At 67.2% G+C, this 14,471-nt stretch carries 16 protein-coding genes; 6 read left to right on the top strand and 10 right to left on the bottom strand.

The features are described from left to right. The first annotated feature begins 42 nt into the window (after window positions 1-42). The gene (locus ACZ7KI_RS31975; RefSeq protein ID WP_470276758.1) at window positions 43-1,212 is read left to right on the top strand and encodes a S8 family serine peptidase; all 1,170 of its coding nucleotides are present in this window, start codon (window positions 43-45) and stop codon (window positions 1,210-1,212) included. Between the two features lie 63 nt (window positions 1,213-1,275). Here the strand turns inward: ACZ7KI_RS31975 and ACZ7KI_RS31980 are convergent, their stop codons facing one another. From ACZ7KI_RS31980 to ACZ7KI_RS32005, 6 genes are all read right to left on the bottom strand, one after another. Beyond that, on the bottom strand, window positions 1,276-1,653 hold the full coding sequence (locus ACZ7KI_RS31980; RefSeq protein WP_470276759.1) for a hypothetical protein: 378 nt from the start codon (window positions 1,651-1,653) through the stop codon (window positions 1,276-1,278). An 11-nt stretch (window positions 1,654-1,664) separates the two neighbouring features. Further along, window positions 1,665-3,011: an alpha/beta hydrolase gene (locus tag ACZ7KI_RS31985; protein WP_470276798.1), complete on the bottom strand. Its 1,347-nt coding sequence runs from the start codon at window positions 3,009-3,011 to the stop codon at window positions 1,665-1,667. Window positions 3,012-3,040: 29 nt separating this feature from the next. After that, on the bottom strand, window positions 3,041-4,351 hold the full coding sequence (locus ACZ7KI_RS31990; RefSeq protein WP_470276760.1) for a WXG100 family type VII secretion target: 1,311 nt from the start codon (window positions 4,349-4,351) through the stop codon (window positions 3,041-3,043). After that, complete coding sequence (locus ACZ7KI_RS31995; RefSeq protein WP_465462828.1) at window positions 4,348-4,752, bottom strand: hypothetical protein; 405 nt, start codon at window positions 4,750-4,752, stop codon at window positions 4,348-4,350. The genes ACZ7KI_RS31990 and ACZ7KI_RS31995 overlap by 4 nt, the downstream gene beginning before the upstream one ends. A 110-nt stretch (window positions 4,753-4,862) precedes the next feature. After that, window positions 4,863-5,165: a hypothetical protein gene (locus ACZ7KI_RS32000; protein ID WP_470276761.1), complete on the bottom strand. Its 303-nt coding sequence runs from the start codon at window positions 5,163-5,165 to the stop codon at window positions 4,863-4,865. Window positions 5,166-5,186: 21 nt separating this feature from the next. Next, window positions 5,187-5,528 carry a WXG100 family type VII secretion target gene (locus tag ACZ7KI_RS32005; RefSeq protein ID WP_073848466.1) on the bottom strand — a complete coding sequence of 114 codons (342 nt, stop codon included), beginning with the start codon at window positions 5,526-5,528 and terminating at the stop codon, window positions 5,187-5,189. A gap of 229 nt (window positions 5,529-5,757) precedes the next feature. On the opposite strand from ACZ7KI_RS32005, the gene ACZ7KI_RS32010 reads away from it, so the two are divergent. Further along, complete coding sequence (locus tag ACZ7KI_RS32010) at window positions 5,758-6,711, top strand: hypothetical protein (RefSeq protein ID WP_470276799.1); 954 nt, start codon at window positions 5,758-5,760, stop codon at window positions 6,709-6,711. 79 nt (window positions 6,712-6,790) lie between these two features. Further along, window positions 6,791-7,564, top strand: a complete 774-nt coding sequence (locus ACZ7KI_RS32015) for a hypothetical protein (RefSeq protein WP_470276762.1) — start codon at window positions 6,791-6,793, stop codon at window positions 7,562-7,564. A gap of 68 nt (window positions 7,565-7,632) precedes the next feature. Here the strand turns inward: ACZ7KI_RS32015 and ACZ7KI_RS32020 are convergent, their stop codons facing one another. Next, complete coding sequence (locus ACZ7KI_RS32020; RefSeq protein WP_470276800.1) at window positions 7,633-8,331, bottom strand: S1 family peptidase; 699 nt, start codon at window positions 8,329-8,331, stop codon at window positions 7,633-7,635. A 295-nt stretch (window positions 8,332-8,626) separates the two neighbouring features. Here ACZ7KI_RS32020 and cpt point away from each other — a divergent pair, with 295 nt between their 5' ends. After that, window positions 8,627-9,214 (top strand): chloramphenicol phosphotransferase CPT, encoded by a 588-nt coding sequence (gene cpt, locus ACZ7KI_RS32025; RefSeq protein ID WP_470276763.1) that lies wholly within the window; start codon window positions 8,627-8,629, stop codon window positions 9,212-9,214. Window positions 9,215-9,362: 148 nt separating this feature from the next. On the opposite strand, the gene ACZ7KI_RS32030 is transcribed toward cpt, so the two are convergent. The 3 genes from ACZ7KI_RS32030 to ACZ7KI_RS32040 all read right to left on the bottom strand — a co-directional run bounded on the left by ACZ7KI_RS32030 (window position 9,363) and on the right by ACZ7KI_RS32040 (window position 12,198). Continuing rightward, the gene (locus ACZ7KI_RS32030) at window positions 9,363-10,445 is read right to left on the bottom strand and encodes an HNH endonuclease signature motif containing protein (RefSeq protein WP_470276764.1); all 1,083 of its coding nucleotides are present in this window, start codon (window positions 10,443-10,445) and stop codon (window positions 9,363-9,365) included. Between the two features lie 826 nt (window positions 10,446-11,271). Next, a complete protein-coding gene (locus ACZ7KI_RS32035; RefSeq protein WP_470276765.1) occupies window positions 11,272-11,622 on the bottom strand; it encodes a hypothetical protein in 351 nt (116 codons plus the stop codon). Between the two features lie 111 nt (window positions 11,623-11,733). Next, on the bottom strand, window positions 11,734-12,198 hold the full coding sequence (locus ACZ7KI_RS32040) for a hypothetical protein (protein ID WP_470276766.1): 465 nt from the start codon (window positions 12,196-12,198) through the stop codon (window positions 11,734-11,736). 193 nt (window positions 12,199-12,391) lie between these two features. On the opposite strand from ACZ7KI_RS32040, the gene ACZ7KI_RS32045 reads away from it, so the two are divergent. Together ACZ7KI_RS32045 and ACZ7KI_RS32050 are read left to right on the top strand one after the other, a co-directional pair. Continuing rightward, window positions 12,392-12,592 (top strand): hypothetical protein, encoded by a 201-nt coding sequence (locus tag ACZ7KI_RS32045; RefSeq protein WP_470276767.1) that lies wholly within the window; start codon window positions 12,392-12,394, stop codon window positions 12,590-12,592. Between the two features lie 661 nt (window positions 12,593-13,253). Then, the gene (locus ACZ7KI_RS32050; RefSeq protein ID WP_470276768.1) at window positions 13,254-14,207 is read left to right on the top strand and encodes an erythromycin esterase family protein; all 954 of its coding nucleotides are present in this window, start codon (window positions 13,254-13,256) and stop codon (window positions 14,205-14,207) included. Window positions 14,208-14,471 lie beyond the last annotated feature (264 nt).

The following is a 14,471-nucleotide window of genomic DNA, read 5'->3' on the forward strand; positions in this document are numbered from 1 at the left end:
GAGCACTAGAATTCCCTTGTGTGACAAGGGAATTCTGGAGGAATGGTGGGCTTTGCCGGTAAAAGTGCCGTCGCGGGAAGCGTCGCTTTCGTGGCACTGCTGGGCGCACCCGTCCCGGCGACGGCGGTCGCCGAGCAGTGCGCGAACCCGACGGGCACCTACACCGCCGCCGTTCCGTGGGGCCAACGGCTGATCGATCCCGCGCGGATCTGGCCGCTTTCGCGCGGCACCGGCCAGCTGGTCGCGGTGATCGGCACCGGTGTGGACGGCGGCAACCGCCAGTTCGCCGACGGCCAGCTCGTCGGAGGACAAGGCACCGAGACCGGCGACTGCGACGGCCGGGGCACCATCGCCGCCGGGATCGTCGGCGCGCAACCGGATCCGTCCACGACGTTCGCCGGGATCGCGCCCGGGGTGAAGCTCCTGCCGCTCCGCTACACACAGGTGAACGGCGGTGGCGATCCCGGCCAGCTCGCGTCCGCCATCGAAACCGCGCTGAATCGCGGCGCCGGGATCATCCTGATCGCCGTCCCGGCCGCTTCGGACAGCCCCGCGCTGACCGGCGCGGTGTCGCGCGCCAGGGAGAAAGGCGCGCTGATCGTGTCTCCCGCGGCGGGCACGCAACAGGGGCAGACGTCCTACCCGACCGCGACGCCCGGCGTGCTCGCGGTGGGGTCGACCAACCAGGCGGGCGAGGCGGTGCAGACGGAATCCGGCTCCTATCTGGGGATTTCCGCTCCCGGCGCCGAGCTGGTCAGCACGTCGGCCGGAGCGGGCGGGACGGTGGCGCACCGGTGGCCGGTGAGCGACCCCAGCCTGGCCGCCGCGCACGTCGCGGGCGTCGCCGCGCTCGTGCGCGCTTATCACCCGGAGTTGTCACCGGAGCAGGTCGTCGCCCGGCTGACCCTGACCGCGCACCGCGGCCCGAGCGGCGGCCACGATCCGCGCCGGGGCTGGGGTTCGATCGACGCCTACGCCGCAGTTTCCGCCGTCATCCCGGCCGGTACGCCGGGGCCGGGAGGTCCGCCGAGTGTCGGTCCGGAGACCGTCGTCGTCCCCGCGGCCGCCCCGGCTCACGGAGGCACGGACAAGGTTTCCGGTGTACTCGCCATCGCCGGGGTGGCCGCCGCCGTCGCGGCCGGCGTGGTGGTGGCGGCGGTCCGGCGTGGCAAGCGCCGGGGCTGGCGGCCTTCGCGGTTCCGCGCCTCGTGAGCGGCAGCGGCGTACTGGGGGACACCACTGCCGCTCACGAGGTCTTTCGCGACCCCCGGGGTTCTAGGGGACGGATACGCAGGCTGTCGAGCCCACGATGGTCACGCCGTCGCCGACGCGGGAGACGTGCACGTTGAAGTCGGCGCCGTCGCGACTGAACTGGGCGATCAGCTCACGCGGGTTGCTGCGGTCGCGCGTCCGCCAGCCCTGGCTTTCCAGCAGAGGCAGGACGACGTCGACGAGTTTGCGGACCGAGTCGGCGGCGTCGTCCACGCGAAGGCCGTATTGACGGCAGAAAAGACGGCCCGGCTGGGTCGGATCGCAGTCCAGTTCGCCTTCCACGGTGCGCTCCGCGCTGGTGCCGAAGGTGCCCGCGACACCGTCGATGACCGCTGCCAGATCCTCGGCCAGCCGGTCGAGTTCGGTGTTACTGGTGATCATGCTTCGCCCCCTCACAGGCCTCGGCCGACGCCTTCGATGGCCATCTCGCGTAGCGAGCCACCCGTGAAGCCCTCGTGCGTGACCGGTCCGCCGGTGAGCACACCGTAGATGTTGTTCCACGAATCCGAACCGGGTTTCAGCACCCCGCTGTGGGAATCCATGCCCCACTGCAGATCGCCGTTCGCGTCCCGGCCGGTTTCCAGTTCGACGACGCCGGGGAAGCGGTCGGGGTCCGCTCCGTGCCCGGCGCCGAGCCATTCGATCAGTCCCGCGTTGCCCTGCGCGACCACGATCGGATCGAGGGGAGCCGTCATGGAATACCGCTGGACCCCGGCCTGGCTCGCCGGAAGGTCGGCAGGGCTCCAGATCCCGTGGCCCATCCCCGCGGATTCGACGTGCAGCACCTGGTCCGCCCTGAGCCCGAGCTGCTCCGCGAGTCCCACGGTGGCGCCGCCGTAACTGTGCCCGATGGCGGTGACGACGACGCCGGGACCGGCGTGGCCGTCGATCTGCCCGCGCAGTTCGTCACCGAACGCCTTGAGTTCGGGGGCCATCGTCTGGGCGTAATGCGCGGCCGGTCCTTCGGTGATGACGTTCTGGGGGAAGACGCCGTCGGCCCAGACCACCATCGCGGTCCGGCCGGTGGCGTCCGCGGCGACCAGGCTCTTGCCGAGGTCGGCGTAGCTCTGGAAGTTGCCGAACGAGGTGTTGACGCCGGGGACGAACAGTCCGACGTTGCGGGTGCCCGGCTCGATCCTGCCGACCAGTTCGGCGATGCGCCCGTTGCCCGCCGGGTCGAACCGCAGGATCTGCCGGTCGTTGGCGAGGATGTCTTCGTACAGCGCGATCCTGGTGCGCGCGTTCGCGATGTCGTCGGCTTTGCCGCCGTGCGCCAAGAGGTTCGCGAGCCGGTCGCGTTCCGCCGTCAGCGCGTCGGAGACCTTGACGCGGTTCTGGGCGATCGCCGTCGCCCACTGCCCGGTGTCGGCCGCGCCACCGACGCCCGCCGGATTCCCGGCCTTGGGCAAGGGGCTCTCCGGCATCAGCGCCCGGTAGGAGGCGGCGACCTGGACATCGGCGCGCCGATAGCCGCCCGCCGCCGCGGTGAGGCCCTGGTGGATCACCGTCGCCTTGGTGAGCTGCCCGTCCAGTTTGCCCGCGACGTCCTTGATCGTCTTGGTGAACGTCGCCGAAGCCGCGTTGGACGCCGAAACCTTGCCGAACGCGGCGGCGGGGACGTTCTCACCCGCCAGCGCGGCCTGCGCGGTCTTGAGCACGCCGGCGCGCTGTTCGAGTTCGGCCGCCGCCGCTTCGAGCCTGGCGGGGGCGACCCGGTAACCGCCCGCACTGGATGCCATCACCGAGCCGCCTCTCCTGCTTCAGGGAATCAGTACTGTTCGGGTTCTTCGCCGAGCACGGCCGGAGCGACCGGGGCCGACTGGCCCCAGACGTTCTCGGTCTCCACGAGCCACGGCGGGATCCGCCGTCCGGAGCCGAGGTCGCCGCCCGCGCCCATGCCCATCGGCATCATGGGCATCATGGGCATCGCGCCCTTGGCCGCCGCCGCGCCCGCGGCACCGGCGGCCCCGCCCGCCAGACCGCTCAGCGCGCTGCCCGAGCCGCCATCGCCGGCCAGCCCGGAGAACGCGGCCGGTGCCTCGCCGGGGCCGGAGAACCCGCCGCCGGCGCCGATCGCGCCACCGTCCAGCGAAGGCGCACCGCCACCGCCGATCGGGATGCCACCCCCGGCGCCGCCGGCGGTCGCGCCCGCACCGGCACCGGCGCCGCCTCCGACGACCTCGCCGTTTTTCTTGTCCTCTTTGGGATTCTTGCCGGTCGCCCACCCGGGTACGCGCGGCATGATCGAGCCGAACCGGCCGAACGCGGCGGCCGAGGCCGCGGCGAGACCGGCGGTGAACATGTCGCCGAACAACGGGTTCGACTTGACGGGCTGGCCAGGCTGCCCCGTGGTGGGTGGCGTCGCGCCGTCCGACGGCAGCGGGTGCGTGTTGTCGCCCGGCACGACACCGACACCGGGCGTCCCGCCGATGTCGTTGCCGACCGCACCGCCGCCAGGAGCGGTGCCGCCACCGGTGACCGGGGGCGCGGACACGGCGTTCGGCGAGGCCGGAATGGACTCCTCCGCCGAGGAGTACTCGCCGGCGAGCTGGGTCATCACCACGATCGCCTTGCTGTGCGCCGCGCTGGCCGCCCCCGCGGCTTGCTGCTGGGCTTCGACGTTCGCGATCGCCTGCTGCCGCTGCTGCGCGGCGTTGATGATCGTCGCCGGTGACGAATCCGGGGGCAGCAGCGGCGGATTGACCGCGAGCGCGACGTCGGCCGGGGAAACGTCCGGCACCGCGACCGGCGGCGGCATCTCCTTCTTGGCCTTCACCAGCGCGTCCGCCGCGTCCTCGAGAAGGTTGTTCATCGCGAGCGCGGTCTGCGCGACCTTGCGGATCCCGCCGACCAGATCGGTGATCATCGTGTGGTACTTGTCGGCGGCGCCGCCGGTCCAGCTGCCGGAGAACTCCTTGAGCTCACCGGTGAGGTTATCGGCCTGTTCGAACAGGCCGGAGCCGGTCGACTGCCATTTGTGCGCCGCGTGGCGCGCCGTGTTGGGGTCGCCCGCCTGCAGCATCGCGTAGAGCTGCTGGTGGGAGTAAGCGGCGAAGTTCGTGTGCGCGGTGTCGGTCATCCCTTGTTCCCCCCGCCCTGAGAGCCGCCGGTGCCGCCGAGGACCCCGCCGAGCACGTTGAGCAGCGGATCGAGCAAGCCGGTCTGCTGGCCGGCGTGGTTCATGTCGCCGGCCACCGACTCGTCGGCGGCCGCGTAGCCGTCGGCGACGGTCGTGGTGACCTCCTGCGCGAAGGTGATCGCGCCCTTGACCTGATCCAGCAGGCCCTGCATCTCGGCGACCGCCGCCTGATGCGCCTTGGTGAGTGAGCCCGCCTCCCCGAACTCGCCGAACAACAGCGGCTGTTCACTCAGGGTCAGCAGGAAGTCGTTCGGCTTCGACATCGCGTGGATCTGGGTCTCCAGTTCCCGCACGAAGTCCTTCAGAGATTCCAAATGGACGTAGTACGACTGGTCTTGCATTGATCCCGGCTCTCTCGTGATCGGCCATGCCATCGAAGGACGACTACGCGCAAAGCCGGCCGGCCGGTGCCGAGGGGGGTGAAAGCACCGGCCGGCCGACGGATGGGGAATCAACCGGAGAACAGACCCTGGTTACGGTTCTCCAGGCTGTGCTGGAGATCGTGGGCGTCGCCGACCTTGCCACCGAACTGCGCGATGATCGCCACGATGTCCGCGGTGGCCTGGCGCAGGCGGGTTTCGGACGCGCGGGCCGCCTCACCGGCGGAGCTGCCGGAGGCGTACCAGGTCTGGGTGATCGGCTGCAGGTTCGTGTGCAGCTGTTCGAGCTGTGAGGTGAGCGCCTTGGCCTTGGCGGCCAGCGAGGCCGAGCTGTGCTGCAGCGCGGCGAAGTTGATTTCGACGACGTCAGCCATGATTGGTGGTCCTCTCGCGGATCAGGGGTTCAGCCGGTGGATCACGGTCTGGTCGACGGTTCCGCTGACCCCGGTCAGGCTTTCCCGGACCTGCTCGTCACCCGAGTTGTAGTTCCGGTTGCTCTCGTGGACAAGGCGCGACATCGTGTTGAGCTCGTTCACGGCGATGGTCATCTTCTCCTGCAGACGGCGCTGCAGATCCCAGAACGCGACCGCCTGGTCACCCTTGTAGTTGTGCAGGGTCTGGGTCAGCTCGCTCTCCAAGCTGGCCATCGTGGTCTTGGCGTTCGACGCGGTTTCCTCGAACCCCTGGACGGCGCGCGCCATCGCAGCTGCGTCTGCCTGATATCCCGTACCGGTCATTGATGGGCCACCTCCTCTCATCTCGCTGGAAATCCCGGTGAGCACCAGGGCGCCCCTGTCTGCTCTTGTGAAGGACACGCTAGAAAAGAGGGGAGTGTGGTCAAACGGCACAACTGCCGGTCGGGGTGACGGCACTATTACCCACAGGTCGGCGGTAGGGCTTTCCCCACCCCCGATCCGGGGGAGTACGCCAGTGTCCACGGAAGGTCTCAACGGCACCCTCGAATCCATGGTGGACAAGGGTTCCAGGACAGTACTGCATCGGCCGCTGATGATCTTGGCGGCGGCGATGGCGGTACTCGGGGTGATCGCGCTCGGCGGTCTCCTTTTCGACGATCGCAGCCTCGTCAACGCGCCCATCTGGCTCAAACCGCTCAAGTTCACGATTTCCGTGGGCCTCTACGCGGTGACGCTGGCCTGGCTGATCGGGCAGCTGACCCGCGGTCGCCGGATCGGCTGGTGGCTCGGCACGGTGTTCGCGGTCGGCCTCGGCATGGACATGGCGTTGCTGTTCTGGCAGATCATCGTCCGCGGCCGGACACTGCACTTCAACCAGGCGACGCCGACCGACCAGTGGATCAACAACATGGTCGCGAACGGCGCCTTCACCGGGTGGGGAGCGACCGCGGCGATCGCGATTCTCCTGCTGTTCCAGCGTCTTCCCGACCGGGCGATGAACTCCGCGTTACGCGCGGGCGCCGCGTTGTCGGTGGTGGGCATCGGGATCGCGTTGCTGATGTTCGGCCCGAACGAGCAGCAGAAGACTCAGTTCCGGGCAGGGGAGCGGCCGTCGATCGTCGGTGCCCACGCGGTCGGGGTACCCGATGGCGGGCCGGGGCTGCCGGTGGTCGGCTGGAGCACCGTGGGCGGGGACATGCGGATCCCGCATTTCGTCGGGATCCACGCGATCCAGGTGCTGCCTCTGGTCGCTTTCGGACTTCTCGTGCTCGCCAGGAGGCATCCGGTGCTCGAATCGGAATTCGTGCGGCGGAACCTGGTCAGGACCGCGTCCGTGGGGTTCGCCGGGCTCCTGACGCTGCTCACCTGGCAGGCGCAGCGGGGGCAGTCCATCGTCCACCCCGACTTCTGGACACTGGTCGCGGGCGCCGGGATCGTCGTCGCCGTGGCGGCCGGTTCGATGCTTTCGCTCCGGGTCCGACGGCCGATGCACCAGCTGGCGTGATCTTCACCGTACCTCCACGAAATCCACTCGGGACTTTCATCGGGGTCCGATAGCTTTCGGTGCGATGAAGGGGGTATGCGTGCACAAGACACGTACTTTTCGGCGGATTTCGGGCAGACGCGCGGGCGTCGTGCTCACCGCCGTGGCGGTGCTGACCGGTGGGGTGGCGTGCTCGTCGTCGCCTGGTTCTCCCGACGGAGCCAAGCCGGCGGCGCCCGAGGTGTTCGGCCCGGCGGGATACCGCGGTCTGACCCTGGGCATGGCCAAGGACGCCGCGTTGGCGGGCGGAAAGCTCGCCTCGGAGCCGACGTCTACTTTGGACGGTTGTATCGATTTCTCCTATACCGGTGGTCCGGCACCCGACCCGGCACGGATGAAGGCGGAGGCCGACGTCGAGGCCAAAGCCAAGGAGCTGAACAAGAAGGCCGACGAGCTGCAGGCGAATCCGGACTCCAAGCCGGGCTCGTCCGCGGCGGACAGCGCCAAGGCCGCGGAGAAGGACGCCGCGGACGCCAAGCTGTACGCCGACGCCGCTCTGGCGTCCGCCGATCTCGCGGGCAAGCGGGAGGAGCGGGACAAGGCGTTCGTCGCCGCCGGGGGTGCGTCGTTTGGCAAGGACGGGTTGCGTGAACTCGCGGCTCCTTCGGACGCCAAGACGGCCGAGGGGATCGGCGCCGGTTCGTCGTTGAACGAACTGAAGGCTGCCTATGACGCCAAGGGGATGAAGGCGGGCGGCAACGGCCGGTTCCAGGTTCCTGTCGACGGGAAGCCGGACTGGGTCTACGAGTTCACCGTCAACGGGGACAAGGTCGGCTCGGTATCGATGGTCAACCCGAAGTCGAAGTGCGCCTGAATTTCATGCGCGAGGAAAGGGCCGTTCGTTCCTGAACGGCCCTTTCCCGCGTTTCGGACTCGTTTGTATCAGACTCCCGCGGTGGTGCGGATCCAGCTGCGGCTGGCCGCGACGCTGGCGTAGTTCTGGGTGCCCTGCGGGTTCGTACCGGAGTTTTCGCCGGTCGAGCAGACGCCCACCTGGACCCCGCCCGAGAGCTGCGGGCCGCCCGAATCGCCGTGCCACGCAGAACCGTTGACGCCGACGCTCGCGATGGCCTGACCGCCGTAGGCGTCACTGCTGGTTCCGGTGATGCGGACGTTGGCCGTCTTCAGGACGCTCGACGGCGGGTTGGTGCCCTGCGTGCGGCCCCAGCCGTAGATCTGGTTGGTGGTGCCGGTCGCCGGGTTGGCGGTGCCGAGCTTCATGTACGTCGTGTTGACCGCCGTCTTGAGATGCAGCAACGCGATGTCGCCGCTCGGGGCGGCCTTCTGCTGGTCGACGTCGGCCGCGGTGCCCTGGCCCAGGTTCACGTTTCCGACCTTCACGTGCATGCCGGGCTTGTTGAGGCAATGCTTCGCGGTGAGGACCCACTGCGGGGCGATGATGGTGCCGGAGCAGTTGAAACCGCCGAACGCGGTGGCGTCGTCCCAGTAGATCTGGGCGCCCCACGGCGCGGAACTCACGGTACCGCCGCCGATGATGTCCTGGCCCGCGTTCGCGGCGGGGGTTGCGGCAAGGGTCAACGCCGCGGCGGCACCGGCCACCGCTGCGACAATCTTGGACATACGCATGAATACGCCCTTCGGCCTGCTTCGGGGAGCTCGTTTCGACTTGAAACGGTTTCACCAAGTTATGGGGCGGTAAGGGTTTTTGTAACCTACCGAAGTCGGTAACCGGTGCGAGGAAAGTATTGGGCCGTCCGTGTGGGGCAGCGGCTTTGACAGCGGGATTCTGGAATGGACGGTCCCGGGGCCTTTGGTGTGGACGTGCGTTGTGTCCGTTTCATCGTGACCGTACATTCGCGCCTCTGGGGCCAGGGGGTTGGGGGTCGGAAGTGGGTTATCGCTCTAGGGTGTCCGGGTGACGACTTGGGTGATCGTGCTGAACGGTGGTTCCAGTTCGGGCAAGTCCGGGATCGCCAGGTGCCTGCAGAAGGTGCTGCCGGATCCTTGGCTCACGCTCGGGGTGGACACACTGATCGACGCGATGCCTCCTTTGACCGACGGGATCTCTTTCGCCGCGGATGGCGGGGTGGGTGTCGGGGCTGGTTTCCGGCGTCTCGAGGACGCGTGGATGACCGGTGTCGCGGCCATGGTCCGGGCGGGTGCGCGGATCATCATCGATGACGCGTTCCTGGGCGGTGCGGAGTCGCAGCGCCGGTGGCGGCTGGCGTTGGACGGGCTCGAGGTGCTCTGGGTCGGGGTCCGGTGCGACGGTGCGGTGGCCGCCGGCCGGGAGCTGGCGCGGGGGGATCGGGTCGAGGGGATGGCCGAGTCGCAGGCCGAGGTCGTCCACCGCGGTGTGGTTTACGACCTCGAAGTGGACACAGGGACGGCTGAGGCGTTGGTCTGCGCTCGGGAGATCGCCCTACGGGTGAGTGGGGACGACGACGGGAACCCGACCACGACCGAACCGGTTGCCGACGACGGGTTCGGACACGCGACGTGACCTACTCGCTGGCCGTAGCGCATGACGACGGTGAGGTATTTCATTTATCTCTCGACGAGATACGGCCCGGCCGGCCTCCGGCGGCCTGGTGGAATGGGTCGAGCGGTAGCTAAGTCCTTTTTGGACGCTGTGGCCGTGGAGGGCCGGGTCAGTCCGGCCTGTCGTCTTCGGGTGGACGGCGCGGCTCGTGGAGCGGTTCCGGCGCCGCTTCGTAGGTGTGTCCACAGGGGGTGGTGATGGTCATGCCGCCGTTGCCGGTGGGGTCGATCGACCAGCCGGGTTCCTCTTTGAGCATGTTGTGGACCTTGCAGGCGCCGTGGCAGTTGTGGTGATCGGTCTTCCCGCCGCGAGCCCAGTTGACGATGTGGTCGATTTCGGAGAACTCGGCGGGACGGTGACAGCCGGGGTGGGTGCATTCCCGGTCCCGTGCCTTGATCAACCGCGCCAGCGAGGCCGGTGATCGGTACTTGTCGGCGCCTGCTTCGAGGAGCTGCCCGGTGGCAGGGTTGGTGATCAGACGCGACCAGGTCGAGTTCGGGTCTGAGGCGATCTCCCGCACCAGCCAGTCCGGGACCGGCCCATACCCGGCCAGGAACGCGGGATCCTTGCGCGCACCGATCAGGGTCAGGAAGTCCACGTAGACGTGGATGTGCGCACGAGGCTTTCCATGGCCGTCCTCGGCGAGCAATCGCTCGGCGAAGACATCGGCACGATGCTGCTCCAGGGTGCGGGACTTGTCCTTCGCCCGGCGTGCTCGTGCGGTGCGGACCAACGAGGCGTATATGGAACTGGCGACCTCGGCGGGAAGATGGCCGGACAGCGTGGACATGGTCTCGTCGTCATGTTTCAGGGAGACATGCCGTAAGGCGCGTTTCTTCGCCGCTCGTTCCCGATAGCCGTCGGGATCGAACTTCTGCACCGCGTAACTCACCGAACCGCGGATCGCCATCGGATCACGATCGGCCAGACGTTTGACCAACCATTCGTCCACCTGCGCGGCGACCTCGTCCGACACTTCCCTGGTCAGCTGTGTGACCTTGGAAGCCTTGTACAGGTCGATATCGCCTTTCTCCAGTGCTGCCAACGTGTTCGGCAACCGCGCTACCAGGGCGCAGGAGGTTTCGACGAGCAGGAACGCTTGATTGCGGGAGACCGAGAAGCACAATGCCACCTCCTCGGTCACCGATCTTCGCGAACCGCCCGCGGCGGCGAACTCGGCTAACGCGCGCACTTGACGACCCTGCGCCTGACGAAGCAAAACCTCTTCGTCGAACGCGGTGTCAAGAAAGCGAGCGGCTTTCGGGTTATAGACAAGAGTTTGGGTCATGCCCATGATCATACTCGAACGTGAGTTCGATCACCACTGTGTTCCGTGACCGGATTTACGCGGAGAGTGAACGGTGATTTATCGCGCTATCTGTCACTTGATCACGCTATCTGCCGCTTCGGGGGGCGTTCTGTGGCCGTGTGACTGAGCGCTTCGATTGGCCAGTCGAGCACGGTAGTTGGCCCGCTTGGTACTCACCCGGCGTCGATGGGCCCTGCGGGGCGCCCTGATCGGGATCCGCACCGAGGGGCTGCGGAGGTGGCGCTGTGAGCGCGGTCAATTGCCGCGATGAGTGCGCTCTTCTGCTTGAGCGGATGTCGCCGGGTCGGGTCGTCCACCTGCTTTCGGTCGGGGCGACATGATCAGCTGGTGGTTGCGGATCTGCGGGTCTCCTTTGTCGCTGGAGTCGGGTGACCCGGAACATCTCGGCTGGGTAGGAAGGATCCTTGCCCGCGCCGAGCGCGCGGGTCGGTCGTTGGCCGCCTGCAGCCTCGGGATTCGCCGAGAAACCAGCGAAAAGTGCTTGCGCGCTGGCATGTCGAGTACACCCGCCGGCTGCACGTCATCGATAACGCGCAACCGGCGGACATCCGACCTGAACGAACGATTCGAGCAGGTCTGTGGCGGCGACGCCAGGTGTGTTACGTCGATGTGTTCGGCACGCTGCGGGAAAACACGACGTTGATGCACCAGGTCGAGAACGGTGACGGCACGCATCCACCTTCGCGAGCTACATCCCGGACTGCGACGCGTTCACCGGCGTGATGGCCCGCCGCGCGAAGGAGATCGCAGTAGTCGTCGGCGGCCTCATGGCCCCACTCGACGCCACCCAGCACTTCTTGGGGCGATCTGGCTTGAACTCTTTGACGAGGGAGTGCGCACGCGAACGCAGGTCATCGCTCACCATCACCGTGGCATCGATTTTTACCACAGCGGCGGAACGTACGCAGACTTCTTCATCCGGACCGACATCGGGTGGCGCATTGACCGGAATAACTCTCGCCGATGCGATCGAGCACGCCGTCGCCATGACCTCCTGATCGCGGCCGCGACGAACAACCTTCTCGATGTCGCTAGACACCGATGCCGGGCGCGCTACGCACCCGGCATCGGCAATTCTGGCGACTGATATTCGGATTCAGAACCAATGGCTACGTCCGCCGACCGTCGTCCCGCCGGTTCCGATCACCACTCAACAAGGCGCCGGGAAACCCCAACCAAGCCTTCCTCCCACCATGGTTGTGCCCACCTGGCGGGTGCCTCGATCGTAGGTGCGTGAGCCGCCGGCCGGGAAGCACACGAGATCCCTTCCGCCCCCCACGGCTTCTACGCGGAAGTAGGCGTCGTAGTTGTAGGTGCTGGACACCTTGATGAGCTGAATGTTGCCCGTCCACTGCCCAGAGGAGAAGCCGTTGTAACAGACCTTCTTGATGCTGGACTCGGCACGACAGGAGAAAGCCGCCGATGCTGGCGCCGCCGAGACCAAAGACATTCCGGTGGCCGCCATGACCACGGCCGCACTGGATGCCAGAATCTTTCGGACTTTCATGTGGATATCTCCCTTGCCAGGATCTCGCGCTCCCCCCGCCGAATCGATTCCGGTGGGCTCTCCTTGCACCGTAATCGTCGGCGCGAAGATCCAATGTAGGTCGTTCACACCACAAATGATCACGAACTGATTACGCTGGCCAGACCATTTCCTGTTCGACATCCTGACGACGACGGACGCGCCGAACCTGATCCGGCCTTCTCCGCCGAGATGCTGTAGCGACGGACGCTGTTCCCGACGACCTGCCCACTGGGAGCCAGCCGCATACCTGCTTTCATAAGGACGAAAAGGAAATACTGCGATGAGCTTCGTCGAAGAGTACGAAGTGGACACAGCGATGCCGATCCGGCGTCGTCGACTGTGCCACGTCCGGTGGGGTCAAGCTCTCGTCGACGGTGAGTATCGCGCCGGGTCCACCAAGGTCGGTTTGCACCCAGCCGGGTTGATCAGAAGCAAGGTTCGGGTGCCGGTGACGGGATCGGCGGCGTGGCTGGCGGCGTAGCTGCGCATCAACTGGTTGAGCGCGGACTTGCTGGTCCGGTTGGCCAGCTCGTGCAACTCGGCACGGTGCTCGCCGCGGACGGCCCCGATGACCTTCCCGTCGCGCCTCAGGAGCTCGGCGGCCAGTGCCAGGCCCCGCGGTGCGGGACGCGCCGACGACGAAGGCGGTCTTGGTGTGGTTGGACTCGCTCACGGGCGTGAACTCCTCTTCGATTTCCCCCTGACTTACGGGACGGCGTGTCGCTGCACGCGGGCGCGGCTGGCGCGCATCATCGGCCGATGGCGTGTTCGAGTTGGGTTCGGCAGGGAGTGAGCGCGTCGAGCAGGTCGAAGACGTGCTTATTGCACTCCCTGTCTTTACTTACTCAGGAACTCGAACATCAGTCGGTGTCAGGGTTGCGAACCGGTCTTCTTGCGGCCTGATCCGTTGTGGAACAGGGAGTCGCCCGGTAGTCGTCGTTGGTGATCACGGTTCAGAGCGGCAGTGAGGTGATGTGGCGTTTGCGGGGGCCGAAGTCCTTCACTGGGGTAGAGCGGCCCTTGCCCGTGCTCTGTCATGCCGAATGGCGGGCGTTCTTACGCGGAGAAGGCGACGAGAGTCAATCCACTGGCAGCAGCGTTTGGCTTGACCTCTACCAAGGTGTAGGTATGAGGGTGGTCACATGACGACCTCGACGACCGACACCGCGGCGCAGTGGATCAAACAGCACGCTCACCCACTGGCCACCTCTGATTCGAAAGGACCGATCGACGACCTTCTACCGTTGCGCGACATGGTGCGCGACGCGAGTCTTGTCGCGCTCGGTGCCTCGACCCGTGACACGCACGAGCTTTGCGTCCTTTCCCATCGAATACTGAGGTTCCTCGTCGAGGAGCTCGGATTCCGCTCTCTAGTACTCGAAGGTGACGACGCGACGAGCGTCGCGCTCGACGAGTACGTGCGAACCGGAATCGGTGACCCACGAGCGTTGCTGGCCAACGCCAGGTCATTCTGGCGGACCACGGAACTCCTCGATGTCGTTGACTGGCTGCGTCGCCGCAACCAGCGGTATCCGGCCGATCCGGTCCGCATCGCCAACACAGCCGAGGATGCCCGGCCCATCGAGCCCCTGCCCGCCGATCTCGGCGACATCGAACGGCTGTTGGCGCAGGACGCGATCCGGTGGCACGAGAGCACCGGACACAAGGTCGTCTACTGGGGTGGCATGGCGCATATGGTCAACGGCGCGTCACGCACCATTCCCGGGAGGCCGCCTGCCGTCCACCGCAGCGCCGGTAGCTACCTTCGTGAGCACTTCGGCTCCGGCTACCTTTCTGTGGGGCTGACCTTCCATCACGGCTTGACATCTCACCCCATCCCCGCGCCACCGGCAGAGTTCGCTGATGCCGTACTCGGCAGTACCGACGTGGACGCCTATCTGCTGGATCTGCGTGTCGCGAGCCCCGCACCGGTCCGGGGGTGGCTGGACCGGCCGGCGAAGATCCGGCTGATCGGCCCCGTTTACGATCCCGGCGATGACGCCGCCCACCACCTGACCGGCGGTTCACTCGGCGAGTGGTTCGACGTCATCGCCCACTGCCAGGAGGTAACGCCGGTCCACCTGCTCAAGGCTTGAGACGTACTCGCTGACACCCACATGCGGCCGGTGCTGCTGACGGTCGGCGAATGTTAGGTCTCATCGGTACCTGTCGGCCAGGCCACCGAAGCGCGGCGCCCCGTGCTCTCGCTTCACCGGGTCGGGACGGCGATCGAGACCTCGCGGATCAGTTCTTCGACGCGGTCGCCCCAGCGGGAGGCGATGACGAGCTCGCGGGCCGGGTCGATCCAGAGCACGTGCCGTCCGCCGTTGCCGCGGGCGCATCGCCTCCCGGTGCGAACT

It is taken from the genome of Amycolatopsis sp. NPDC039088, from assembly GCF_055598845.1.

What these genes read in the sequence shown, in the direction of transcription:
- ACZ7KI_RS32045 (WP_470276767.1), top strand. Translation starts at nt 12,392, where the DNA reads ATGAGCTTCGTCGAAGAGTACGAAGTGGACACAGCGATGCCGATCCGG.
- ACZ7KI_RS31975 (WP_470276758.1), top strand. Translation starts at nt 43, where the DNA reads ATGGTGGGCTTTGCCGGTAAAAGTGCCGTCGCGGGAAGCGTCGCTTTC.
- ACZ7KI_RS31995 (WP_465462828.1), bottom strand. Translation starts at nt 4,752, where the DNA reads ATGCAAGACCAGTCGTACTACGTCCATTTGGAATCTCTGAAGGACTTC.
- ACZ7KI_RS32050 (WP_470276768.1), top strand. Translation starts at nt 13,254, where the DNA reads ATGACGACCTCGACGACCGACACCGCGGCGCAGTGGATCAAACAGCAC.
- ACZ7KI_RS32010 (WP_470276799.1), top strand. Translation starts at nt 5,758, where the DNA reads ATGGTGGACAAGGGTTCCAGGACAGTACTGCATCGGCCGCTGATGATC.
- ACZ7KI_RS31985 (WP_470276798.1), bottom strand. Translation starts at nt 3,011, where the DNA reads ATGGCATCCAGTGCGGGCGGTTACCGGGTCGCCCCCGCCAGGCTCGAA.
- ACZ7KI_RS32005 (WP_073848466.1), bottom strand. Translation starts at nt 5,528, where the DNA reads ATGACCGGTACGGGATATCAGGCAGACGCAGCTGCGATGGCGCGCGCC.
- ACZ7KI_RS31980 (WP_470276759.1), bottom strand. Translation starts at nt 1,653, where the DNA reads ATGATCACCAGTAACACCGAACTCGACCGGCTGGCCGAGGATCTGGCA.
- ACZ7KI_RS31990 (WP_470276760.1), bottom strand. Translation starts at nt 4,351, where the DNA reads ATGACCGACACCGCGCACACGAACTTCGCCGCTTACTCCCACCAGCAG.
- ACZ7KI_RS32020 (WP_470276800.1), bottom strand. Translation starts at nt 8,331, where the DNA reads ATGTCCAAGATTGTCGCAGCGGTGGCCGGTGCCGCCGCGGCGTTGACC.
- ACZ7KI_RS32000 (WP_470276761.1), bottom strand. Translation starts at nt 5,165, where the DNA reads ATGGCTGACGTCGTCGAAATCAACTTCGCCGCGCTGCAGCACAGCTCG.